Genomic DNA, 23,698 nt, shown 5'->3' with positions numbered 1-23,698 from the left:
AAAGAGGAATTACTTCCTCTTTTTTTGTTTAATCAAACGATTAGTCTTCAAATCCATTTGGATGCTTGCTCTGCCAACGCCATGCATCTTCACACATTTCTGTAATACCAAGTCCAGCTTCCCAGCCTAGCTCTTCCTTAGCTTTTGCTGGGTCTGAGTAGCAGGCTGCAATATCACCAGGGCGGCGTTCAACAATACGGTAAGGAATTGGGCGTCCAACAGCTTTTTCCATATTTTGGATAATTTCAAGCACTGAGTAACCTTTTCCAGTACCAAGGTTATACACATTGAGTCCAGAGCCTTTTTGAAGCTTCTTAAGGGCGGCAACGTGTCCTTTTGCTAGGTCAACGACGTGGATATAGTCACGAACACCTGTTCCATCTTCAGTATCGTAGTCATTTCCGAAGACTTGAACTTGTTCTAACTTACCAACTGCAACTTGTGTTACATACGGTAGAAGGTTATTTGGAATGCCGTTTGGATTTTCTCCTAGGTCACCACTCTCATGCGCCCCAATTGGGTTGAAGTAACGAAGTAAGACAACGTTCCACTCTGAATCTGCTTTATGGATATCTGTCAAGATTTCTTCAAGCATAAGCTTGGTACGGCCATAAGGGTTGGTAGCTGAAAGTGGGAAATCTTCTAGGATTGGAACAGTATGTGGATCTCCATAAACTGTTGCTGAAGAACTGAAGATAATGTTCTTACAGTTGTTTTCTTCCATTGCCTTCAAAAGGCTAACTGTACCAGCAATATTGTTATCATAGTAGGCAAGAGGGATACGAGTTGACTCACCAACTGCCTTCAAACCAGCAAAATGAATCACACCTGTTGGCTCTTCGTGTTTGAAAATATCGCCAAGTGTATCCGTATCTCGGATATCAGCTTCATAAAAAGGAATCTCTACTCCTGTAATTCTTTCCACTACTTCTAAACTTTTACGGCTACTGTTAACCAAATTATCCACCACAACAACCTGATGTCCAGCTTGGACCAGTTCGATGACAGTGTGAGTTCCGATAAAACCTGCTCCACCTGTTACCAAAATCTTTTCTTGCATCATTTTTCCTCAATTCTTGAATTATTTTTTTCATTTTACCATTTTTGATAGGGAAAGTCATTTACTTTCCTAAGACTATCGTAAAAACTAGGTAAAAGGTATACTATTGTTTCTTTTTAATGTATCTTTCAGTCGGATAATCTGCTGGATCCAATACTCCTTTTCTCCCTTGAAGCATTTGAGCTAGATGATAACCGATAATAGGACCAGTCGTTAACCCTGAAGATCCTAATCCACTCGCAACAAATACTCCTGACAAGTTTGGCACCTGTCCGAAAAACGGCGAAAAATCACTCGTATAAGCACGAATCCCCACACGTTCACCACTTATCATTGCATCTTTTAAGCTAGGATAAAACGAACTTGCTGCTTCAGCCATTTGTTGGAGCAAATTCTCATCGACCGTCAGGTCGAATCCCATATCATTTTCATGGGTAGCTCCTAGAGATAATTTACCGTCGGGAAATGGTATCAAATCCCACTCACCTTCAGGCATTACGACGGGATAACTTGCCATGTCTAAATCAACCTGATAATCTCGGAGTTGCCCTTTTTGTGGGCGAACATCCACCTCATATCCTAAGGGTTCTAAGATCTGGCCAAGCCAAGCTCCTGTGGATAAGATGACTTGGTCAAACATTTGATTGTCTATCTGATAGCCCGATGATAGAGGGGTTAGACTGACCTCTTTATTTATGACCTTCACTTGACTGGCTCCCAGTAAGCGACTCACTAGGAGTTGCCCATCTACTCGAGCTCCACCAGAAGCATAGAGTAAACGTTCAAATCCCTCTAAGCCTGGAAATAGGTTACTAGCAGTCGCTTGGTCCAAAATGGCTAATTCTCCTATTAAGGGAGATTGATCTCTACGTTGCAGAGCCAGTTGATAGAGCTCCTCTAGCTTAGAGTCATCTTTTTTAAGAAGAAAGACGCCAGAACGCTGGTAAAAATCAACTTGTTGACCCGATTTTTCTAGATCAGCTAATAAATCTACATAGAAATCAGCTCCCAAACGCGCCATCTTGTACCAAGCTTTATTGCGTCGTTTAGAAAACCAGGGACTAATAATTCCTGCTGCCGCCTTGGTTGCTTGCCCATGTCCAAAATCAAAAACAGTTACTTCGATATCAGCTTCCTTAGAAAGATAGTAGGCAGCTGTTGCCCCTACAATTCCTGCACCTACAATGGCAACTTTTTTCATTGTTTTTACCTTCTAACTAGATATGATGGAATGGATTGGTGGACGCTTGACTTGCGATAACCTCTAGAGACCAAGCATTCTCTTCCTTCCATTCATTCAGGAACGCTGAAATTTTTTCAACAAAGAGAACTTCAATATAGTGGCCTGGATCCAGAGCCAACAAGCCGTCTGACAACATATCTTGGGCAGTGTGGTAATAGATGTCACCAGTAATGTAAACATCTGCTCCTTTTGCTAAAGCATCAGAGTAGAAAGACTGCCCACTGCCACCACAAATAGCTACTCTTGAGATTGTTTTTTGCAAATCAGTCTCTTTATAATACACCATACGAAGGCTATCTAGACCAAATACTTCCTTAACATGACTAGCAAATTCTTCAAACATTTGAGGTTTAATATTGCCAATACGCCCGATCCCACGTTCAGGACCTGTTTCCTGTAGAAAAGTTGTATCCTTAATATCCAATAGTTGGCAGAACCAGTCATTAAGGCCGTTTTCAACAATATCAATATTAGTATGGCTAACGTAGACTGCAATATCATGCTTGATAAGATCAATATAAATCTGATTTTGAGGGCGACTAGCTACCAAGTCCTTTATCGGACGGAAGATAGGTGCGTGCTTAACGATAATCAAATCTACACCCTTTTCAATAGCTTCTGCCACTGTATCTTCACGGATATCAAGGGCAACCATGACTTTTTGGATGTCCTTGTCTAAAGTTCCAATCTGCAGTCCACGATTATCGCCTTCCATAGAAAATTCTTGAGGACAATAGGCTTCATAACGCTTAATCACTTCACTTGCTTTCATGGAGCACCTCCTTGATGGCTTGAATTTTATCTACTAAAACTTGACGTTCTTCATGATTTTTTTCTGGGATTTGACTAAGGGCAAATTCGAGCTTACTTGCTTCTCTCTGCCACTTTTGGACAAATACGGGGCTAAGTTCTTTAGATAGAAAAGGACCAAAACGGATATCGCTAGCTGATAAATTCATTTTCCCAGCTTCCACAACTAGAATCTCGTAAAATTTTCCAGCTTCCTCTAAAATACTTTCAGCTACAATCTGAAATCCATGCTCTTGTAACCAACTGCGTAACTCATCTTCACGATTATTGGGTTGAAGAATCAATCGCTCAACATTGGCTAGTTTGTCAAAGCCCTTTTCTAATATCGTAGCAATCAAGCGGCCTCCCATCCCAGCAATAGTGATAACAGAGACCTGGTCACTTTCTTCGAAAGCTGCTAAACCATTGGCTAAACGAACCTGGATTTTATCAGCTAAGCCATGACTTTCAACATTTTTAACTGCAGATTGATAGGGTCCCTCTACAACTTCACCCGCGATGGCAGCTTCAATATGACCTTTTTCAACTAATTCAATAGGTAAATAAGCATGGTCGCTACCGACATCCAGTAAAACAGCTCCTTTGGGAACAAAAGAAGCTACTGTTTCTAATCTCTTTGAAATCATCTTCTCTCACTTTCAAAAACTCTATTTCCCTTTATTATACCATATTTTATCTGGCAATCCTGCACCTAAAAAAGACCGCAATCATGGATTGCAGTCTTTCTTTATCTTTTAACTTGATAACGACTTGTAAGTATGAAAATCACAATAAAGACGAGCATCATAATGCCATAGACAGGCAATGTTTGACCTGTAAGTGTTGAAATTTCAAGCAATTTTTGGATTCTTGGGAATAGAGCTGTTCCAAGGAAACCTCCAACTGACCAAATAATCAATAGCACACGCCACAGACTAAATGGCAAGCAAGCTCTAACTACAGACATGAAACCAATCGATGCCAATAGATAATACAAAAGTGTCGAAATTTCAATGGCTGTCCAGCCTTGACTGGTTCCAAAAATTTTAACAAAGAGAACACTAAAGACTACCATCAAGGCACTTGGAAGTGCACGTAGCATGGATTTTCTGAGGAAGTTTTGTTCCACAGGTTTGATATTTCGTTCAAAAGTTAATACAAACGGTGGGAATCCTTCCACAAACTGGTCAATCATGGTAATCTGAATCGGAATGAATGGGAAAATCAAAATCCATTCAGTACGACCCAACAAAGCACTGGCAATACAGATAACTGCTAGCAAGAAGGAATAGATTGTCTTAATCAAGAAAATCGGAGCAATGTGGGCAATATTGTTGACCACACGACGACCTTCGAAGAGAATCTCAGGAACATCATTGAAATCTGAATTTAAGAGGACCAGATTTGCAATCTGACGAGTTGCTGGGTCTCCTTCAGCCATAACAATGGAACAGTCTGCCTCACGGAGAGCTAGGATATCGTTGACACCATCCCCTGTCATTGCTGTAGTATGTCCTGCTTTTTTCAGAGTTTGGATGATTAGTTTCTTTTGATGAGGCGAAACACGTCCGAAAATGGCTGTTTCCTCAGCCATGGCTATCAATTCTTCATCATTAATTTTCGAACAATCTACATAGCTCTGATAGTCTGCAAAACCTGCTTTTTGGGCAATACTTGAAACAGTGACTGGATTATCACCAGAGATAATTTTCAGCCCTACTTCCTGAGAACGAAGATAGTCTAGCGTCTCAGCAGCACCTTCTCGAATCGGATCTAGAATCTCAAGCAAAGCCAAAGCCTGAATATCAGATGGCTTTTGTGGCTTGTGATGGTTAAGTTTTTCTTGACTGAGCGCTAACACCAAGACACGAGATCCTCGTTCAAGAGCTTCTCTAGCTTCAGGAACTTCAGCATCCAACAACATCTCCGGTGCGCCTAGGAAAACAGTCCCTAGACCTTCCAACTCCATTGCTCCCCATTTTCGATCACTTGAAAATGGAAGGCTAGAAATCATCGGATAAGCTACCTCTCCCGCAAAACGCTTTCGAATAGCTTGGGCAGTTGGATTTTTATCCTCACTGTGTGCCATATAGCTGGTTAGTATTTTGGCAATGGCATCTTTGTCGTAAGCCTGCGTAAGAGGAAGGACCGTCTCAACCTGCATCTTCCCTTGGGTGATTGTCCCTGTCTTATCCAAGCAGAGCATATCCACACGCGCCAAGGTCTCAACAGAATACATCTCCTGCACCAAAACCTTTTTCAACCCAAGCTTGATAACAGCAGTTAAGAGAGAAGTGATGGTCAAAAGGGCGATTCCCTTAGGCAACATTCCTAAAAGAGCTGTAGATGAATTGACTACAGAAGACTTGAGTGGCAGACCTTTTAAGACCAAGGCTTCAAGCAAGAGAGCAATACCAAAAGGAATGATAATTTTCCCAGTAAAGCCGGCTAACTGGTCTAGCGATTTCATGATACGAGAGTTAATCGGCTTCACTGTCTTAGCTTCAAGCATGAGTTTAGCAGCATAGTTATCCGCCCCAACATGATGTACCTGAGCGAGGACAGAACCACTTGCAAGAAAGCTACCCGACAACATTAAGTCTTCTACTTCTTTTTGCACCAAGTCGCTCTCACCCGTTAACATAGCTTCATTGACTTCTGCAAAACCTTCTAGTACAATGGCATCACTTGGAATCTGATCCCCTGCTGACAAGCGAATCACATCGTCCAAAACAAGCTCCTCAGGATCCAGAGCGATCTCTTGTCCATCACGAATAGTGATAATCTTTTCTTTATTCAAGAGATTGAGCTTATCAACCATATGTTTGGCACGTAGCTCGGTTACAATCCCAGAAAATGCATTAAAACAGATAACCGCAAAGAAAACTAGGTTGCTCCAAGCTTGAACAAAGGCGAGCGCTAAGGCAATGGCAAAGTTTAAAGCATTGAATAAAGTAAAGACATTTCTCTTCACAATCTGCCATGTACTCGTACTAGCTGAATCTTGAAAATCATTGACCTGTCCCTGTTTCTGACGATCTTTGACTTCTGATTGGCTTAAGCCCATAATTTTATTTTTATCCATAAATTCTATAATATCATTTTTTTTTGAATATTTCTAATTTCATATAAAAAGCTATTCCGCCTAAACAAAAAACATTTGCCTGTCCTAGTATGATAAGGTATAATAAAAGAAAGAGAACTGAAGGAGACATCATGTTTTATACTTATCTGCGTGGGCTGGTTATGTTGATTCTATGGTCAATCAATGGAAATGCTCACTTTCACAATACTGAAAAAATTCCAAGTTTAGATGAAAACTATATCCTTGTTGCGCCACACCGTACCTGGTGGGATCCAGTATATATGGCTTTTGCAACAAAACCAAAGCAATTTGTCTTTATGGCAAAAAAAGAACTCTTTTCAAATCGCATCTTTGGTTGGTGGATTCGCATGTGTGGTGCTTTCCCTATCGACCGTGATAACCCAGGTTCTTCTGCTATCAAATATCCAATTAATGTTCTAAAAAAGAGCAATCGCTCACTGATTATGTTTCCAAGTGGTAGTCGTCATTCTAACGATGTTAAGGGTGGTGTTGCTCTAATCGCGAAGATGGCTAAGGTTCGCATCATGCCAGTTACTTATACTGGCCCTATGACTCTAAAAGGATTTGTCAGCCGTGAACGTATTGATATGAACTTCGGAAATCCGATTGATATCTCAGATATTAAAAAGATGAATGATGAGGGAATTGAGATGGTTGCAGACCGCATCCAATCTGAATTTCAACGCCTGGATGAGGAAACAAAACAGTGGCACAACAATAAAAAGCCAAATCCACTGTGGTGGCTGATTCGTATCCCTGCCTTGATTCTAGCAATTATAATAGGAATTCTGACAATACTCTTTACCTTTGTTGCAAGTTTTGTTTGGAACCCAGATAAAAAGAGAGAGAAATTACAATAGTCTAATTTTCACAAGCCCAAGTTTATTACTTGGGCTTTTCCAATGAGTTACCATACTAATTAGCATATTGACAAAAGCTTAAATCTATAGTATACTTTCAAAGTAAGCTGATTTAGCTCAGTAGGCAGAGCGCATCCATGGTAAGGATGAGGTCGCCGGTTCGATCCCGGCAATTAGCATCATTCATCAGTTCCTTTTTTAGGGACTGTTTTTTTCTTGACAAACTATTACCCCCTATAGTACAATAAAGTCTGCGATGAGTCGATATGTAGCAAGAGCTACAATTGCGCAAAGGAGGTCATAACGCAGGAGCGGACCTTGAGAAATTGTGTGAACCAGTTTCTCACATGGAGATGCCTCTCACACTCTCTGGTTTTCCAGAGAGTTTTTTTTATTTTTAAACTTCTTTATTATTCTACAACAAAAAAAGACCCATCACATAAGCCCGAAAGCTTGATGCGATAGGTTTTTGTTTTTTTGATTAACGTACTGTACGGATACGCATTGTGTTTGTACGAACAGCTTCGCCAAGTGGCACACCTGCAACGATAACGATATCGTCACCAGATTCTACAAGACCTGCTTCAACTGCTTTACGTTCAGCGATTTCAAACATGTCATCAGTTGATGATGGAGCTTCTGTCAACATTGGGATAACACCCCAGTTCAACATCAATCCACGTTCTGTCAATTCGTCAAATGTCAATGCCAAGATATCAGCATTTGGACGGTATTTAGAGATCAAACGTGCTGTGTGACCAGTCTTAGTAAGAGTTACAACCAATTTGATATCCATTGAATTTGTAGCATCTTTAACTGCTGAAGCCATAACTTCTGTCTTAGAGTTACGTTCAAATGAATCTGAGTTCAAACGTCCGTATTCGTTAAGAAGAGTTTGAGCGTTCTTGTCAATTGTAGCCATTGTTGTAACTGACTCAAGTGGGTATTTACCATTTGCAGACTCACCTGAAAGCATTGTAGCGTCAGTTCCGTCGATAACAGCGTTGAATACGTCTGATACTTCTGAACGAGTTGCACGTGGTTTTTCAGTCATTGTTTCAAGCATGTTTGTTGCAGTGATAACAACTTTACCAGCAGCATTTACTTTAGTGATGATCATTTTTTGGTAAACTGGAACCATTTCGAATGGTACTTCGATACCCATGTCACCACGAGCGATCATGATACCATCAGCGGCTTCAATGATTTCGTCCAAGTTATCGATACCTTGTTGGTTTTCGATTTTAGCGAACAATTGAACGTGACCGTTACCAGTTTCTTCACAGATAGCACGAACTTCGTTTACGTCTTTTGCAGTACGTACGAATGAGATCGCAATAAAGTTAATACCTTGTTCCAAACCGAAACGAATATCGTCGTTATCACGTTCAGCAAGAGCTGGGAAAGGAATTTTCGTGTTAGGGATGTTAACACCTTTTTGTTTAGCGATAACACCGTCGTTTTCAACTTCAACGACAAATTCACGACTTGCGTCGTCTTTTTCTACAACACGAAGACCCAATTTACCATCGTCAACCAATACTTGGCGACCAACTTCAACGTCATCATAGATGTCAAGCGCACCTGCAACGTTCAAAGCAATCACTTCACGAGTTGATTTGATTCCTTGTTTAGTTGCAACACGGATTTTTTCACCAGTTTTGTATGAGTACTCTTTAGCTTCACCTTCGAACAATTCAGTACGGATTTCTGGTCCTTTAGTATCAAGAAGGAAACCAACTTTTTTACCTGCAAGTTTTTCTGCAAGTTTAACAGTTGCCATACGTTCACCTTGTTCTTGGTGGTCACCGTGTGAGAAGTTGAAACGGAAAGTGTTAGCTCCTGCTTCAATCAATTTAGCAATGTTTTTAGCTGAAGCTTCAACGTCAAGTTTTTCACCCCAGTATCCATCTTCACCGAATTTTTTTCCACCACGGATTTCTACCGCAGGACCCAAAGTTGCAACGATTTTTACACGTTTGTTCATGATTTTGTGACTCCTTTATATAATTCGACCTTTTATGGTCATTTTACCAGATTAGTTAAAGTTGATTATGACAAGCTCTTGTTCAAGTCAGAGAGTTCAATATCAGCTTTATGAGGGTTATTAACAACAATCTTACCATCAGCTGTCAAACTAAACAAAGCTCCCTCTTCTGCAGTTCCAAGAATTGGATTTTCAACCATTTTCTCGTTACGAATACCGACAGCAACACCACCGATTCCTTGTTTAAGGAGTTTAACAGCATGTGCACCCATACGTGACGCCAATACACGGTCACGAGCTGTTGGTGAACCACCACGTTGGATGTGACCAAGTTCAGTTACACGAAGGTCGCTTGTATCGCCAGCTTCTTTTAGTTTTTGACCAAATTCAGCTGCTGACATAACACCTTCTGCTAAAACGATAATGTTGTGTTTTTTACCGTGTTCATATCCAGTTTTGATGCTTGCTACGATATCTTCAAATTTGAAGCCTTCTTCAGGGATGATGATTTCGTCAGCACCAGTTGCGATACCTGCCCAAAGAGCGATATCTCCAGCGTTACGTCCCATTACTTCAACAACGAAAGTACGACGGTGACTTGATGATGTATCACGAATCTTATCGATTGCATCCATTGCAGTTGTTACTGCAGTGTCAAATCCGATTGTAAAGTCAGTACCTACGATATCGTTATCGATTGTTCCAGGAAGTCCAATAGCAGGGAATCCATGCTCAGTCAGGCGCATAGCTCCATGATAAGAACCGTCACCACCGATAACCACGACACCTTCTATACCGTGTTTTTTCAATTGCTCAATCCCTTTAAGTTGACCTTCGAGTTTTGCAAACTCAGGGTAACGAGCTGAGTGAAGGAAAGTACCACCACGTGAAATGATGTCTCCTACTGAAGCAGCATCAAGTGGATAAATTTCACCAGCAACCATACCAGCGTATCCATCATAGATACCAAAAACTTCCATTCCTTCTGAGATTGCTTGACGAACAACTGCACGAATGGCAGCATTCATACCAGGGGCGTCCCCACCACTAGTCAAAACAGCAATACGTTTCATTTGGTTTTGCTCCTTTTTCTTTAACATTCTAACTGATTATACCATATTTAAAGTTAAAATTCTTTTATTTTCATTGATTTTTAACGATAAATCGTTTTCATGACAATCTGTTTTAAAGATTCTTGTAAGCCATCGTCTTTTGCAACTAAATAACCAGGCAAAAGAATATTCTTTTGTTCATTTTCATAACGAATGACAACAGGAATTTGTCCCTTGTACTGATCTAAAATATGATAAATTTCAGAATCGTGGTCATGATTGGGAACTTGAATCCAAAAACGCTCACTCACTGCCTCTTTTAAATTATTTAAAACTAATTGAAGACGACCATCTCTGGCTTGCACTTTCCCATTTAGGTAATAAAAACTTCCTTCGTGCAAGAGATTTTTAAATTGGCGGTACTGTTCAGAAAAAACAGTGACTTCCAGACTTGTTTTACTATCAGTAACTTTCAAAAAGGCCATGTTTTCACCTTTTTTAGTTCGAATCACTCGGATAGACTGAATTTCAACGAGCACTGTAGCTGTCTGTCCCTCGGAAAGCTCAGATAAACTCACAATTGGATACAAAGGATTCTTCGCTAAAACCAGCAATGGGTGTTGGCTGATGCCAACTCCTAACCATTCCTGCTCTTTTTGGAATTTTTCAATATTTGGAAAATCCTCTGTATCTGTCCAACTATAGCTAGAATCCGCAAAGAGGCTACCTAATTCTTCTACAAAGATAAATAGAGTTGGTAGATTGGTTAAGATTTTTTGACGATTTTTATCAAATCCATCAAAAAGTCCTACTTCCACTAAAGGGGTTAAGAGGCTAATCTTTTGATAATTTTTGGGTAATCGTGTGATAAAATCTTCAACACTGCTAAATGGACGATGCTCGATAATCCAGTAGGCAAAATCACGAGGCATTCCCTTAATACTCTTAAGTCCTAGATGGATTGTCTTATCTGCTAGTTTATCTTGATATGGAACCGTATTGATAGAAAGCGGAGCTAGTTCAAAGCCCATTTCAAGCGCATCTAGAATATAATCTCCGCTAGCATAATTGAGCATGACCTGATAGAAGATTGCTGGAAAATGTGTTTTAAAGTAGGTAAGCTGAAAAGCTAAGGCAGCATAAGCATATGCATGCGAACGGTTAAAACCATAGCCGGCAAATTTTTCCATTACGGCAAAAACTTCTTGAGCCTGTTTTTGTCCATGCCCTTTTTCGAGAGCCCCTTGGATAAAACTCTCCTCCATTCGATGCATCTCAGCCGCATTCTTTTTCCCCATAGCACGACGTAACATATCGGCTTTCCCGAGGCTAAAACCAGCATAGCGTTGAGCTACTTGCATCACCTGCTCTTGGTAAAGCATAATACCATAAGTCGGAGCTAGGATATCTTCTAGCACAGGGTCCAGAACCGTAACCTTTTCTTTACCATGTTTTCTGGCAACAAAGTTATCTATATAGTCGCTCGCACCTGGTCGGTTCAAGGAAGTCGTCGCCACTACTTCTTCAAAATTTTGTGGTTTCACTCGTTTCAATAAGCGTATGGCTCCAGGTTGTTCAAACTGAAAGATTCCCTTGGTCTTACCAGCTGCAAAGAGGGCTAAGGTTGCCTTATCTTCAAGATCAATATCCTCAATTCTTAGTGAAATACCTTGAGTTTCATATAAGAGCTCCTGCATTTTTTGAGCGAAGGTTAAGTTTCGTAGGCCCAAGAAATCCATCTTGAGCAAGCCATTTCCTTCAACTCCATGCGCATCATATTGGGTAATGAGCATATCCTCTCCATACTTGAGAGGGATGTAGTCTGTTAGATTTTTGTCACTAATAACGACACCTGCTGCATGGATAGAAGTCTGTCGTGGATAACCTTCTATCTTTTTAGCAATAGAGAAGGCCTTTGGGTACTCAATCTTACTCTGAATGAGTTGTCTAAAACCTAGATTTCCTTCATAGGCTGTCGTTAGAGTATCTTTAGAGCCTATTTTTTTCGTAATGGCCGTCAATTCATATTCAGGGACACCATAACGTTTAAAAATATCTCGGATGGCTTGCTTGGCTCCAAAGGTCGAGTAAGTGACAATCTGAGCAGCATGAATACTACCATAACGGTCACGAACATAGCGAATAAACTCAGGGCGATAGATATCTGGGATATCAATATCAATATCTGGCATGGTGTAACGTTCACGATTCAAGAAACGCTCAAAGATAAGATTTTTAGCAACAGGATCAATTCCAGTAATATCTAAAGCGTAGGCCACTAAACTTCCAACTGCGGATCCGCGTCCCATTCCCATATAATAACCTTGGGAACGACCAAAACGTAAGAGGTCCCAGACAACCAAGAAATAGTCATCGAATCCCATATCATGAATCACAGACAGTTCTTCTTCTAAACGTTCCTGATAGACTGAATCTAGCAAGCCTTTTTGCTCCAAGCCCTTGATAGCTCTCTCCCGAAGTTCTTCAACAGCAGGTCTCTCTGGATTGAAACGTGGAAGCTTGAGACTACTATCAATCTCATAGGAAGTCTCCTTGGTTAATCTTGCAAGATTTTCGACTGCTTGTGGAAACTTCTCTAAAAAAGTCTGTTCTAGACGATCAGCAGGTAAAAACAAGCCCTGTTGAGATTGAACATCAACCTCTCTCAAGGTCACGTTTTCCTTAATCGCTTTAAGCATCTGTAGAGCTTCTAAATCCTCAGCTTCGAAAGAATTAACACGATAAAGTGGGAGAATAGGGTGAGAAAAATTCGATTGAGGTGTATCTGGATACACTCCTATATAGTAGTCATGCCCCAAGTCCAAGTCGTTCATTCCAGAATAATAAGGAACAATGACACAAATATCTTCAAGGTAGGAAGAGAAAACAGTCCATTCTTTTTTACCTGTCATCTTTAGAGACGACAGCTTCATCAGGTTTTGATAACCTCGGTTTGACAGGGCTAAAAAACGTAGATTAATCCATTCATCTTTATGATGAACAGTCATTTCAAGACCTAATAAAGGCTGAATCCCCTGTTTTTGGCATTCTTTGATGAAATAATAGGCTCCATAGAGATTATCTTCATCCATGATGCCAAGTGATGAATAGCCATATTCTTTCCCAAGGCTAACATATCTCTTGATTGAAACCATACTCTCCATGAAACTATAGACAGTTTTCGTATCCAGTTGGGCAATCATTCTTTCTCACCTCCCTTTTTCTTTTTCTATTATACCATTTTAAAAAATAGAAGCACAATTTCTTTCTAATCATGAAACTAAAAAACCACAGCCTTAAAGGCTATGGTTTTATGAGATGAAATAAATTCGAAGAAGAATTGCGCCTAGCTTTGTTAATTTAGTTACTTGTATCCTTCGTTAAAAATATTCCGATTAGAACTAGAACTAGTGAGAGATAAGGAAAGACCCTAAAAAACTCCCAATCCGGGTCGAATGCTAAAAGTCCGGAAAGTAAATAAAATCCTGCACTTGTATACAAGACAGTTTTATTTACTTTCTTAATTCCTATCTGTGTTAAGACAGTTGCTATAACGTAAGCAATTAAATTAGGACCTAGAAAAATCAAGAATACAATTCCCCATGGAGCAGTAAATAAAGCAAGAGTTATAAATAGAAGTATATAGGCAAGTGCCAAATAAAATGAGAAAGATAGAAGAGTCGAAGCTTTCTTGACTGCTTTTGGACCATTCTTCATATCTTCAACTAAATTATCCTCTACAATTAGTTTATCTTCTTCTTTGTTTAGCTCTACATTTGGATTTTGGTCTGACATTTTTTTCTCCCACTAATTTGTTTAATTATTTTTATTATATCCCAATTTGTTACATTAAGCTAGATAGAAAAAGCCATCTATATTAGTCTCAGATAAACGCTAACATTTATCTGAAAAGAACTAACATAAATGACCTACACTGCTCTCTATCAAATTTTTCTAAGTCAGGTGAAATTGTCTAGCTCAATTTGATAAATGAGGAGTTTTTATTATTTTTCACGAATCACTTCTACCTTGTATCCATCTGGATCTTTGACAAAGTAATAGTTTGGTTGTGTTCCTGGAAGTCCATTAGGTGCTGTAACTTCGTAGCCTTTGTCGCTATGTTCTTTATGAAGAGCCTCAAGGTCAGGTGTGCTTAGAGCAATGTGAGCAAAACCGTCACCTACAACATAAGGTCCATGATCGTAGTTGTAAGTCAACTCTAATTCATAATCGTCACCATCAAGACCTAGATAAACAATGGTAAAAGCGTGTTCTGGGAAGTCCAGACGACGCAATTCCATAAATCCAAAAGCATCTTGATAAAAAGCAATTGATTTTTCAAGATTTTCTACTCGCAAGCAAGTGTGTAACATTTTTGAAGCCATTTTTTCTCCTTTGTTTAAAAAAGACTGGGACAAATTTGCACCAGTCTTGTGGATAATTATTTACCAAGTTTTGCTTTTGCTGCATCTGCAAGAGCTGTGAAAGCTGCTGCATCGTTAACAGCCAAGTCAGCAAGCATTTTACGGTTTACTTCGATCTCAGCCAATTTCAAACCATGCATCAATTGTGAGTATGAAAGTCCGTTCATACGAGCTGCCGCATTGATACGTGTGATCCACAATTTGCGGAAGTCACGTTTCTTTTGACGACGGTCACGGTATGCATAGTAGTAAGAGTTCATTACTTGTTCTTTTGCAGTACGGAACAAGATGTGTTTAGCTCCATAGTAACCTTTTGCTAATTTTAAAATACGTTTACGACGTTTGCGTGATACAACGCCACCTTTAACACGTGCCATTTATATTTCCTCCAATATTTCCTAGAATTGTTAACTTACAAATACGCGATTATTTCAAGCGAGTAAGCATTGCTTTGATACGTTTGAAATCTCCTGAATGCACCATAGATGCTTTACGAAGATGACGACGTTGTTTCTTAGTTTTTCCGTGGAAACGGTGAGAAGTGTAAGCACGGAAACGTTTGAGTCCACCAGAACCTGTACGTTTGAAACGTTTAGCTGATGCGCGGTGTGTTTTTTGTTTTGGCATGATATTTTCTCCTTTTTTTAACTTTCTGACAGATTATTTCTTGTCAGTTGCTGGGGCCAACTGCATGAACATTTGACGACCATCCATTTTAGCACGTTGTTCGATGATAGCAATATCTTGAGTTGCTTCAGCGAAATCGGCTAAAACTTTTGCTCCAATCTCTTTATGGGTAATCATACGACCCTTAAAGCGAATGGAAACCTTCACTTTGTTCCCTTTTTCAAGGAACTTGCGAGCACTGCGAAGTTTCGTATCGAAATCACCCTTATCAATAACTGGGCTCAATCGAACTTCTTTCACGGTCACAACGCTTTGTTTTTTGCGTTGTTCTTTTTGTTTCTTCTGGTACTCAAATTTGAACTTACCGTAATCCATAATTTTCGCAACAGGAGGTTTAGCTTGAGGTTGAATGAGAACCAAGTCCACATTAGCGTCGTCCGCAAGTGCTTGCGCTTCACCAAGTGGTTTGATACCCAATTGTTCGCCCTCAAGACCGATTAAGCGAACTTCACGTACACGAATTTCATCATTGATGAATAAGTCTTGCTTTGCTATGGTTTTCACCTCTTTTTTTATTTTAGAGAAAAACAAGAGCGGACTTGCTAACGCAAATCCGCTCTACATGATTATAGTTCATTTCTGAAACTTGATCTGTAGGGGCCAGACAACGTTAGTCGCAAGGCGAGAAGTTCTCACTTCTGCTTTTCTCATCTTGTATATGATATCAAGTTTTTCCCTACTTGTCAAGATAAAAATAATCTTTTTTAATTTTTTTCTAATATTTGAATTTAATTTCAACTATTGGTTTCGAGAATAGTATATCTCATGTGGTTTTTCACGATTCCCTAGTAATTCAGAGACTGTAACAAAGCTATACCCTTGTCCCTGCAAATATTCAATAACTTTTGGCAATGAATTAACAGATGTTTGATGGATATCGTGAATGAGGATGATAGACCCATCTGTCGTTTGACGTTGGACTTGTGTCAGAATCGCTGCTTCATTTTTACTCTTCCAGTCCAAACTATCGACATCCCACATGATAAAGCTCAAATCAAGGCTATTACGAATATCATCCGAAATAGCACCATATGGTGGACGCATCAATTTTGTGCTCTTTCCGAGAACACTAGTAATTGCTGATTCAGTATCCGTAATTTGTTTCTTGGCATCTTCTAATGAGAGTTGTGTTAAAACTGGATGGTTCCAACTATGATTTCCGACTTCATGCCCCTCAGCCTGCATACGTTTAAGGATAGCTTCATTACCTGCAATATTTTTCCCTTGGACAAAGAAGGTAGCTTTGATTTTGTACTTAGCTAAGATATCCAAGGCTTGTGGTGTTGTATTGCCATCGGGACCATCATCAAAGGTAAGAGCTACCACTTTTTTATGTTTTTCCGCTTGAACTTTCTTATAAAGTTCAGCATCTTTCTCTGTTAGATAGGATGTTTGAATATAATCAAAGAAATCTGAAATAGGCATTGCTATTTCTTCTATATTAGTCATTGCTTTGACTGGATATAGAACCAATTGACTATCTTTGTAAGCAAACTTCCAGCTTGACAATTCTGCAGCTGAGAAATCAGCTGAAACTTGGTCAACAATTGATTGCTCTATTTTTTTATCTTGGAGAGCTGACTTAACACCCTCAAGGATTTTTTCTTTAGCTGTGGATGGGTCTGTAAAGAGTTGATCCATGGTAAAGATAGAGCCATCCTCTTTCAGATACAGCTGGTCTAAAGTAGTATTTTCTAATTCAACGACATTAGAATTTGCTAAGTCATAGGCCTGTTTTTTTATCAAACGATTTTCAACCCCAGTTAAAGTGGAATCCCCTTTTTCTGAGTAATAAAAAATCAACTGTTCTTTACCTTCTACTTTGTCAGTGATGTCTTTTACGATGATATCTTTGACAGAGGAAATAAGGCTGTCTCCTACTAGTGGATAATAGGTGATAATTTCAGATTTTTCTTTGCGGAAATGCTCTTTTTGACTTCCTTGGGAGTAGGCGTCATCTTTTTCCTTCTTGAGACTCTCAATCTTCTGTTCAAAGGCTTGCTTGTTCAACACTTTATAGGTAATCACACTACCGAGTGCTAACATTGTTAGAAACAAAAGCAAGACAAGAGTGCCAAGCTTTTTATTATTTTTCTTCTTTACTTTATTCTGGGGTAATCTCTTTTTTGTCATAGTCTTATCATATCAAATATGAACTATAATTTCAATGAAAACATGGCAGGGAAAGATTTAAAATAAGTAAAGAAAAGTAAAAGAACCCTAGAAAAATCTAGGATTCTTTTATAAATTAGAAACGAATACTTTCTCTTGTTTTTTCATAAGAAGTAACGAAGCGATTGGTAACACCAGGCTCAGCAACTTCTAATGCTTGAGAGATTTTTTCGAAAGATGCTTGGTAATCAAATGTTGTTTCAAAGATATTCAAAGCTTCTTGGAAAGCTTGTTGAATACGATCATCAAATGATCTGTAACGGTTCGAATATTGAAGCAATTGTTCTGTCAATGTTGCATTTTGAACGATACTGTATGTTTCTTCTTCTAACATATTCATATCATTTGTCGCAATCTCAAGGATACGATTCACAGATTCGATATTCACTTGCGCTTGTTCCAGCTCAGCCATCAAGTCTTCTGTACTGTGGCTTGCATCAAAGAAGAGCTTCAAGAATTTTTGTGGAATTCCTGGAAGATTTCTCTTCTCCATGTAGCGTTTAATCGTATGCAGACGGTTGACATATACATTTGCTTTTTGACGAGCATTGATGTCATCTTTTTCAATTTGAACGAGACGCTCACTAACACCGATTTGGTCATCTTCAATATCTTTTAATGTAGATTGGAGATTTTCCAAACGTTCTTGTAAGACAGAATATGCTTCTGAAACTTCTGACTCTGCATTATTCATTTCTTCAATAGTAGCATTCAAGGATGAGATATCAGCTTGAAGACGACGAACTCGATTTACATCGCTCTCTGAAATCAAATAGGTTTTCCCAAGACGTTCGATATCTTTAACCAGTACCTGATTATTTTCTTTCAAGTGTTTAAGATAGGTAGGAAGGGTAGTTACCAATTTCTCAAAAGCTTTATGGGCTGCAATTTCACGAGTGAAAATATCATAAAGTGCATTGATTTCTTCTTGGATTTGAGTGTTTTCATACTCTGCATTATCCAACTCCAATGTACGGATATTTTCGTGATTATTCTTCAAGGCTTCATAGAGTAGTTGAAGACGAGATTCGATATCAGTTTCTACAAAATGGTAGTTTTCATCTAAAAGCTTGCGGTAACCTGCTTCTAAATCTTCAAGTTGTTCTGGCAATTCAGTAGTAAGCTTAGTGACAATCGCTGGAATTCTTTCAACGATATGTGTCAAAGCTAAAATATGATTTTCAGCGTTATCTAAAATGCCTGCTGCTTCAACCGGATCTCCCGATGAATTCAAGGTTACAAATTGAGAAAACTCAGATTGGATGTTCTCCAATTGTTTTTCAATTTCTGGAAGAGCTTGGCCATATTTTTCAGAATCTTCAGCTACAGTGTTTTGTAGTTTCTCAAATAAATCTAGGGCATGCAGAACACGTCCACTATTTTTTGATTCTTGTTTTTCCAACTCAGACAAGGCATTACGAATTGCTGCAATATCTTCTTCAACAAGTTGGATTTGACTTTCAATTTGATCAATCTGGTGCTTAGCTTTCAAGAAACGGAATGAGTTATTGTATCCTTCAGCTTCAAAGAGATTATTCTCAATATCTGCAAAAGAGTTCAGAGACAAATCTACCCATTTTTGGTTCCATTCTCTAAAAGCAACCTGACTTTGACCAATCAGATGCATATTTTTAACAACCTCTACCTCATCATTAACAGGAAGGTTATATAATTCTTCTTTTCTATCTTCTAAAGCTGCAAGTCTACTCTCATTACGTTTACGTAGCAAAATAGCCACTGCAAAGGCAATAAGAAGCAGGACTGCAATTCCAATCAAAGTAATAATCAACTGATTATTTGACATATCAAACTCCTTTTATACATGACACAATTGTAATGATTATATCATATTTTTCAAACCTTGGGAACTATTTCCCAATATTTTTATACGTCAAGAGTACTGTAAACAGCGTTTTCTTCGATAAATTCTCGACGTGGTTCTACTCGATCACCCATGAGCATATCAAAAATCTTATCTGCTTCTGCAGCGTCATCTACTGATACACGAGCCATGAGACGATGTTCAGGATTCATCGTAGTTTCCCAAAGTTGGTGGTCATCCATCTCTCCAAGACCTTTATAACGTTGAATGGTTGGTTTAGAACGACCTTCGCTGTAGCGAGCCAGGGCTTCTTGTAGGCGGATTTCTTGGTCTGCGCCAGGTTGAATATATTCCTTAATCTCACTACCAACTTTGACACCGTAAATTGGTGGTTGAGCGATATAAACATAACCAGCCTCTAGAACGGGTTTCATATAGCGATAAATCAGAGTTAACAAGAGAGTACGAATATGGGCTCCATCGACATCGGCATCTGTCATGATAACCAGTTTTTGATAGCGAGCTTTGCTAACATCGAACTCAGCGCCAAATCCTGTTCCCATAGCTGTGAAAAGACTACGAATCTCCTCATTAGCTAAAATCTTATCCATGCTCGCTTTTTCAACGTTAAGGATTTTACCACGAATTGGTAAGATGGCTTGGAACTCACGATTGCGTCCTGATTTTGCAGAACCTCCTGCAGAGTCTCCTTCAACGATGAAAAGTTCAGTTTCAGCTGGATTGTTTGATGAACAGTCCGCTAATTTTCCTGGAAGATTTGAAATTTCTAAACCAGATTTCTTACGTGTAACTTCACGCGCACGCTTGGCAGCAACACGCGCTTTGGCAGCCAAAATCCCTTTTTCGACGATGCGCTTAGCAATCTGTGGATTTTCCAAAAGGAAGTCAGAAAATGCATCGCTGAAGAGGCGATTGGTAATCTTCACAACTTCACTATTTCCAAGTTTGGTCTTAGTTTGTCCTTCAAACTGAGGGTTTGGATGCTTCACAGAGATAACGGCTGTCAATCCTTCACGGACATCCTCACCTGTTAGGTTATCTTCGTTATCTTTTAGAAGTTTGTTTTTACGAGCATAGTCATTGATAACACGAGTTAAGGCTGTACGGAAACCTTGCTCATGTGTTCCACCTTCATGGGTATGAATATTATTGGCGAAACTCATAACATTCTCGTGGTAACCCGTTGTGTACTGCATCGCTACTTCAACTGTGATATCATCCATCTCACCGTCTGTGTAGATTGGTGTATCAAAGATAACATCCTTGTTTTCGTTAATGTACTCAACGTAGCTCGCAATCCCGCCTTCGTAGTGATAATGCTTGGTTTGTTCAAGTCCTTCACGTTTGTCAGTAATAGAAATTTGAAGCCCGCGGTTCAAAAAGGCTAGCTCTTGAATCCGTTTATTTAATTTATCAAAATCAAATGTCGTTGTCTCAGTAAAAATTTCTGGGTCTGGAGTAAAGTGAACGATTGTTCCTGTTTTATCCGTATCCCCGATCACCTCAAGGTCTGCAACAACATGTCCACGACGGTATTCTTGGTAGTGAATCTTTCCATTTTTATGAACGCGAACATCCAACTGTGTTGAAAGAGCATTTACAACTGATGACCCTACACCATGGAGTCCACCAGATACCTTGTATCCGCCACCGCCGAATTTACCTCCGGCGTGAAGAACAGTAAAGACTGTTTCAACGGCAGGACGTCCTGTTTTTTCTTGGATATCAACAGGAATTCCACGACCATCATCGACAACAGTAATGGAATCATCCGGTTCAATAAAGACCTCGATATGACTAGCGAATCCTGCCAAAGCTTCGTCGATAGAGTTATCTACGATTTCCCAGACTAGGTGGTGAAGACCTTCTTTGGCAGTTGAACCAATATACATCCCTGGACGCATACGAACAGCTTCCAGACCTTCCAAAACTTGAATTTGACTGGCATCATAATCTTGTGCCTGTTGGTTTTTAATATCTTCTGTCATTTTTCCCCTTTTTCTTACATGTCTATTGCTTGTTTTAAGGACACAACATCCTCAAAGAGATAGGCATCTAAGCCTGCAGCATGGCCTGCTTCTACATCAATGGCACGGTCACCAATGACTAGACCTGACGTTATATGATACTTATCACGTAAATAAATCATCGATTCAGGATCAGGCTTGCGTTTAAAACCTGAACTAGCCGTCACTACTTCTGTAAAGTAAGGAGCTATCTCAGTTTTTGCTAAAATCTCCAATACCTGATCGTTTCGATGAGAAACCAAGAAATTACGGCCACCTTGGTTTGATATTTCTTCCAAGAGTGCCGGAATCCCATCAAATAAAACTGGGTGTTCAAGCTCACGGGCTTCATTTTCCTTATATTTCTCAAGAAAGTTTTCAATACCTGGAGCATACTTTTCGATAGCAAAGGCAGTCGATATCTTCAAAGCCTCGTAAACACTATCGTGTTCCTGCTCAATCCCGAACTCTGCTAATGTTTCTACAAAAGCTGCTGTAGAAGTTTCATAATTATCAAGCAGGGTTCCACCTAAATCCCAGATGTAATCGTGATATTTCATACCCTTCATTATACCATTTTTTATAAAAAAAAGCGATGTTTACCTTGGTTTTTGCCATTAAAAAAGAGAAGAATCTTCTCCATCAAGAAAGATTCTCCTCCGTTTGTTCATTATTTTTCAAATAGGTCTGTGTAGAGCATGCCATTTCTTAGAGACTCAGCATCTCCGCCCAGTGTTTCAACCAAGTAGTAAGCAAAGACTAAAGCTGTTGCTGGTCCACGGCTCGTAATGATATTTCCATCCACTACGACTGTTTCTTTGTGGTAGTGACCGCCAGCAATTTGTTCTTGGACTCTATCATAGCAGGTGAAGTTTCTTCCTTCTAGGAGACCAGCTCGATTCAAAGCAATTGGAGCAGCACAGATGGCTGCCACCTTTTTACCGATTTTCTCAAATTTTTGAAGTTCAGTGATTAATTGTTCATTGTCCCGCAAGTGGGCAGCGCCAGGCATACCTCCTGGAAGGACAATCATGTCATACTCTGATAAATCACCATCAAACACTCGATCAGCCTGAACTTGAATGGCATGTGAACCTGTCACTTTATCTTCAAATCCTACCATATGGCAGGTGATATTTGCGCGGCGCATGACGTCTACGACCGTCAAGGCTTCAATTTCTTCAAAACCATTTGCTAGGATAACTGCAACTTTAGGCATAGCGACCTCCTTATTTCACTTTTTTCAATACAACTTTTTTACGTTTGAATCTTGTTCGACCACTCTTTTCATCAGCCAAATGGGTTTGGTAGCTCATCGATAACAGCAAACCGACACCAATTAGATTACTGATAATAGCTGATCCCCCTTGGGAAATAAAGGGCAAAGGAATCCCTGTCAGAGGAAGAAGACCAGTAACCGCACCAATATTTTCAAAGATATGGAACAAGAGCATCATGATAAATCCAGTTGAGATGTAGGTATAAAATTGATTATTGGATTTTAGGGTAATCTTTAACATGCGATAGATGAGCAGTAGATAGAGTGCAACCACTACAACTGAACCAATAAATCCAAAATCTTCCGCAATTACTGTGAAAATCATATCACTCTCGCGGACTGGAATAAGGAGATTAGACACATTAAAGCCTTGACCAAAAATTCCACCGCTACCAATCGCAATTTGACCCTGCGCCTGTTGATAGGTAGTCGTTTGGGCATAATCAAAGGGATTGAGCCAAGCTAGGATACGATTTATCTGATAAGTTGGCATCCCAATCTGATGCATAAAGGCACGCCCGTCTTTTGTGATAAAGATTGCTAGGAATCCTGCAATCGCCGATACAACTGCTACAAAAATTGGAATAATAATCTTCCAAGAAACACCAGACAATAAGACAAGTCCTGCAAAGATTGCGACAAAAACCATAGCTGTACCAAGGTCACTTTGCAAGGCTAGCAAAACCATAACTGGCATCGTGAAAACAATCATCCACAAAATTAATAAAAAATCTAAACCAATCGTTCGTTCTTTGTCTTTATGTTTCTTGGTAAAGGTTACGATAACGTATGCCAGCATCAAAATATAGGATATCTTCATGAATTCGGAGGGTTGAAAAAGTGTATAACCACCGATTGACACCCAGTTTTTCGCACCAGTTGCAGCTACTAAACTCGGCTTGTAGAAGACTAAAGGCAAGACCATCAAGGCTAGACCGAGTCCATATAAATAAGGCGTGGACTGCCAGAGAAATTTTGTGTTAAAAAACATGACTATGAAGCTAAAAACAATCCCTAGCGATATCCAAGCCAGTTGTTGTCCAAGTATGGACCAAACATTGTTTGGGTAGTCATGACTAACTGCTATATAAATAGCTACAACTCCAATCACCAACAAACAAAATACTGGTAATATTAAACTATAATCGACCCTAGAGTCGAGAGAACGTTTCATAAAAGGCCTCCTTCAT

Annotated in this window: 20 protein-coding genes, 1 tRNA gene and 1 other annotated feature; of the genes, 2 read left to right on the top strand and 19 right to left on the bottom strand. The window is 39.5% G+C overall.

All coding sequences use genetic code 11. The annotated features are described in order from the left end of the window. Nucleotides 1-40 precede the first annotated feature (40 nt). The 5 genes from galE to LG369_RS02595 form a co-directional block, all read right to left on the bottom strand. Entirely contained in the window at nt 41-1,060 is a 1,020-nt protein-coding gene (gene galE, locus LG369_RS02615; RefSeq protein ID WP_225750152.1) for a UDP-glucose 4-epimerase GalE, read from the bottom strand. Nucleotides 1,061-1,163: 103 nt separating this feature from the next. Continuing rightward, nucleotides 1,164-2,261 carry an NAD(P)/FAD-dependent oxidoreductase gene (locus tag LG369_RS02610; RefSeq protein WP_225750151.1) on the bottom strand — a complete coding sequence of 366 codons (1,098 nt, stop codon included), beginning with the start codon at nt 2,259-2,261 and terminating at the stop codon, nt 1,164-1,166. A 16-nt stretch (nt 2,262-2,277) separates the two neighbouring features. Then, nucleotides 2,278-3,075 (bottom strand): Nif3-like dinuclear metal center hexameric protein, encoded by a 798-nt coding sequence (locus LG369_RS02605; RefSeq protein ID WP_225750150.1) that lies wholly within the window; start codon nt 3,073-3,075, stop codon nt 2,278-2,280. Beyond that, complete coding sequence (locus LG369_RS02600) at nt 3,062-3,739, bottom strand: tRNA (adenine(22)-N(1))-methyltransferase (RefSeq protein WP_225750149.1); 678 nt, start codon at nt 3,737-3,739, stop codon at nt 3,062-3,064. Before LG369_RS02600 ends, LG369_RS02605 begins: the two co-directional genes overlap by 14 nt. 101 nt (nt 3,740-3,840) lie before the next feature. Beyond that, on the bottom strand, nt 3,841-6,177 hold the full coding sequence (locus LG369_RS02595; RefSeq protein WP_225750148.1) for a cation-translocating P-type ATPase: 2,337 nt from the start codon (nt 6,175-6,177) through the stop codon (nt 3,841-3,843). Between the two features lie 131 nt (nt 6,178-6,308). Between LG369_RS02595 and LG369_RS02590 the strand changes: the two genes are divergently transcribed. Together LG369_RS02590 and LG369_RS02585 are read left to right on the top strand one after the other, a co-directional pair. After that, on the top strand, nt 6,309-7,058 hold the full coding sequence (locus tag LG369_RS02590; protein ID WP_225750147.1) for a lysophospholipid acyltransferase family protein: 750 nt from the start codon (nt 6,309-6,311) through the stop codon (nt 7,056-7,058). 106 nt (nt 7,059-7,164) lie between these two features. Continuing rightward, nucleotides 7,165-7,237, top strand: a tRNA-Thr gene (locus LG369_RS02585). Nucleotides 7,238-7,539: 302 nt separating this feature from the next. On the opposite strand, the gene pyk is transcribed toward LG369_RS02585, so the two are convergent. From pyk to LG369_RS02515, 14 genes are all read right to left on the bottom strand, one after another. Then, complete coding sequence (gene pyk, locus LG369_RS02580; protein ID WP_225750146.1) at nt 7,540-9,045, bottom strand: pyruvate kinase; 1,506 nt, start codon at nt 9,043-9,045, stop codon at nt 7,540-7,542. A gap of 65 nt (nt 9,046-9,110) precedes the next feature. Next, complete coding sequence (gene pfkA, locus LG369_RS02575; protein WP_225750145.1) at nt 9,111-10,118, bottom strand: 6-phosphofructokinase; 1,008 nt, start codon at nt 10,116-10,118, stop codon at nt 9,111-9,113. Between the two features lie 80 nt (nt 10,119-10,198). Beyond that, the gene (locus LG369_RS02570) at nt 10,199-13,300 is read right to left on the bottom strand and encodes a DNA polymerase III subunit alpha (protein WP_225750144.1); all 3,102 of its coding nucleotides are present in this window, start codon (nt 13,298-13,300) and stop codon (nt 10,199-10,201) included. Between the two features lie 157 nt (nt 13,301-13,457). Next, nucleotides 13,458-13,892 carry a hypothetical protein gene (locus LG369_RS02565; RefSeq protein WP_225750143.1) on the bottom strand — a complete coding sequence of 145 codons (435 nt, stop codon included), beginning with the start codon at nt 13,890-13,892 and terminating at the stop codon, nt 13,458-13,460. Between the two features lie 209 nt (nt 13,893-14,101). Next, nucleotides 14,102-14,482, bottom strand: a complete 381-nt coding sequence (locus LG369_RS02560) for a VOC family protein (RefSeq protein WP_225750142.1) — start codon at nt 14,480-14,482, stop codon at nt 14,102-14,104. Between the two features lie 56 nt (nt 14,483-14,538). Continuing rightward, nucleotides 14,539-14,898 carry a 50S ribosomal protein L20 gene (rplT, locus tag LG369_RS02555; RefSeq protein ID WP_000124834.1) on the bottom strand — a complete coding sequence of 120 codons (360 nt, stop codon included), beginning with the start codon at nt 14,896-14,898 and terminating at the stop codon, nt 14,539-14,541. Between the two features lie 49 nt (nt 14,899-14,947). After that, entirely contained in the window at nt 14,948-15,148 is a 201-nt protein-coding gene (gene rpmI / locus LG369_RS02550) for a 50S ribosomal protein L35 (protein WP_001125942.1), read from the bottom strand. Nucleotides 15,149-15,181: 33 nt separating this feature from the next. Beyond that, nucleotides 15,182-15,712, bottom strand: a complete 531-nt coding sequence (gene infC / locus LG369_RS02545; protein WP_004253871.1) for a translation initiation factor IF-3 — start codon at nt 15,710-15,712, stop codon at nt 15,182-15,184. Nucleotides 15,713-15,727: 15 nt separating this feature from the next. Beyond that, nucleotides 15,728-15,858, bottom strand: a sequence feature (ribosomal protein L20 leader region). An 88-nt stretch (nt 15,859-15,946) separates the two neighbouring features. After that, the gene (gene pgdA / locus LG369_RS02540) at nt 15,947-17,341 is read right to left on the bottom strand and encodes a peptidoglycan-N-acetylglucosamine deacetylase PgdA (protein WP_225750141.1); all 1,395 of its coding nucleotides are present in this window, start codon (nt 17,339-17,341) and stop codon (nt 15,947-15,949) included. Between the two features lie 115 nt (nt 17,342-17,456). Further along, complete coding sequence (ezrA, locus tag LG369_RS02535) at nt 17,457-19,184, bottom strand: septation ring formation regulator EzrA (protein ID WP_074324244.1); 1,728 nt, start codon at nt 19,182-19,184, stop codon at nt 17,457-17,459. Between the two features lie 80 nt (nt 19,185-19,264). Next, nucleotides 19,265-21,211 carry a DNA topoisomerase (ATP-hydrolyzing) subunit B gene (gene gyrB, locus LG369_RS02530; protein WP_225750140.1) on the bottom strand — a complete coding sequence of 649 codons (1,947 nt, stop codon included), beginning with the start codon at nt 21,209-21,211 and terminating at the stop codon, nt 19,265-19,267. A gap of 14 nt (nt 21,212-21,225) precedes the next feature. After that, the gene (locus tag LG369_RS02525) at nt 21,226-21,789 is read right to left on the bottom strand and encodes an HAD family hydrolase (RefSeq protein WP_318779990.1); all 564 of its coding nucleotides are present in this window, start codon (nt 21,787-21,789) and stop codon (nt 21,226-21,228) included. 110 nt (nt 21,790-21,899) lie between these two features. Then, nucleotides 21,900-22,448, bottom strand: a complete 549-nt coding sequence (locus LG369_RS02520) for a DJ-1 family glyoxalase III (protein WP_070677564.1) — start codon at nt 22,446-22,448, stop codon at nt 21,900-21,902. A gap of 10 nt (nt 22,449-22,458) precedes the next feature. Beyond that, nucleotides 22,459-23,682 (bottom strand): FtsW/RodA/SpoVE family cell cycle protein, encoded by a 1,224-nt coding sequence (locus LG369_RS02515; protein ID WP_070677565.1) that lies wholly within the window; start codon nt 23,680-23,682, stop codon nt 22,459-22,461. Nucleotides 23,683-23,698 lie beyond the last annotated feature (16 nt).

It is taken from the genome of Streptococcus sp. Marseille-Q4154, from assembly GCF_916700545.1.
Taxonomy (GTDB): domain Bacteria; phylum Bacillota; class Bacilli; order Lactobacillales; family Streptococcaceae; genus Streptococcus; species Streptococcus infantis_I.
The sequence above is the reverse complement of the archived record's forward strand: the minus strand, read 5'-3'. Positions and strand labels throughout refer to the sequence as shown.

What these genes read in the sequence shown, in the direction of transcription:
- LG369_RS02600 (WP_225750149.1), bottom strand. Translation starts at nt 3,739, where the DNA reads ATGATTTCAAAGAGATTAGAAACAGTAGCTTCTTTTGTTCCCAAAGGA.
- LG369_RS02590 (WP_225750147.1), top strand. Translation starts at nt 6,309, where the DNA reads ATGTTTTATACTTATCTGCGTGGGCTGGTTATGTTGATTCTATGGTCA.
- gyrB (WP_225750140.1), bottom strand. Translation starts at nt 21,211, where the DNA reads ATGACAGAAGATATTAAAAACCAACAGGCACAAGATTATGATGCCAGT.
- galE (WP_225750152.1), bottom strand. Translation starts at nt 1,060, where the DNA reads ATGCAAGAAAAGATTTTGGTAACAGGTGGAGCAGGTTTTATCGGAACT.
- LG369_RS02525 (WP_318779990.1), bottom strand. Translation starts at nt 21,789, where the DNA reads ATGAAATATCACGATTACATCTGGGATTTAGGTGGAACCCTGCTTGAT.
- LG369_RS02515 (WP_070677565.1), bottom strand. Translation starts at nt 23,682, where the DNA reads ATGAAACGTTCTCTCGACTCTAGGGTCGATTATAGTTTAATATTACCA.
- LG369_RS02610 (WP_225750151.1), bottom strand. Translation starts at nt 2,261, where the DNA reads ATGAAAAAAGTTGCCATTGTAGGTGCAGGAATTGTAGGGGCAACAGCT.
- LG369_RS02565 (WP_225750143.1), bottom strand. Translation starts at nt 13,892, where the DNA reads ATGTCAGACCAAAATCCAAATGTAGAGCTAAACAAAGAAGAAGATAAA.
- pfkA (WP_225750145.1), bottom strand. Translation starts at nt 10,118, where the DNA reads ATGAAACGTATTGCTGTTTTGACTAGTGGTGGGGACGCCCCTGGTATG.
- ezrA (WP_074324244.1), bottom strand. Translation starts at nt 19,184, where the DNA reads ATGTCAAATAATCAGTTGATTATTACTTTGATTGGAATTGCAGTCCTG.
- LG369_RS02560 (WP_225750142.1), bottom strand. Translation starts at nt 14,482, where the DNA reads ATGGCTTCAAAAATGTTACACACTTGCTTGCGAGTAGAAAATCTTGAA.
- LG369_RS02570 (WP_225750144.1), bottom strand. Translation starts at nt 13,300, where the DNA reads ATGATTGCCCAACTGGATACGAAAACTGTCTATAGTTTCATGGAGAGT.
- rpmI (WP_001125942.1), bottom strand. Translation starts at nt 15,148, where the DNA reads ATGCCAAAACAAAAAACACACCGCGCATCAGCTAAACGTTTCAAACGT.
- LG369_RS02605 (WP_225750150.1), bottom strand. Translation starts at nt 3,075, where the DNA reads ATGAAAGCAAGTGAAGTGATTAAGCGTTATGAAGCCTATTGTCCTCAA.
- LG369_RS02595 (WP_225750148.1), bottom strand. Translation starts at nt 6,177, where the DNA reads ATGGATAAAAATAAAATTATGGGCTTAAGCCAATCAGAAGTCAAAGAT.
- pgdA (WP_225750141.1), bottom strand. Translation starts at nt 17,341, where the DNA reads ATGACAAAAAAGAGATTACCCCAGAATAAAGTAAAGAAGAAAAATAAT.
- rplT (WP_000124834.1), bottom strand. Translation starts at nt 14,898, where the DNA reads ATGGCACGTGTTAAAGGTGGCGTTGTATCACGCAAACGTCGTAAACGT.
- pyk (WP_225750146.1), bottom strand. Translation starts at nt 9,045, where the DNA reads ATGAACAAACGTGTAAAAATCGTTGCAACTTTGGGTCCTGCGGTAGAA.
- LG369_RS02520 (WP_070677564.1), bottom strand. Translation starts at nt 22,448, where the DNA reads ATGCCTAAAGTTGCAGTTATCCTAGCAAATGGTTTTGAAGAAATTGAA.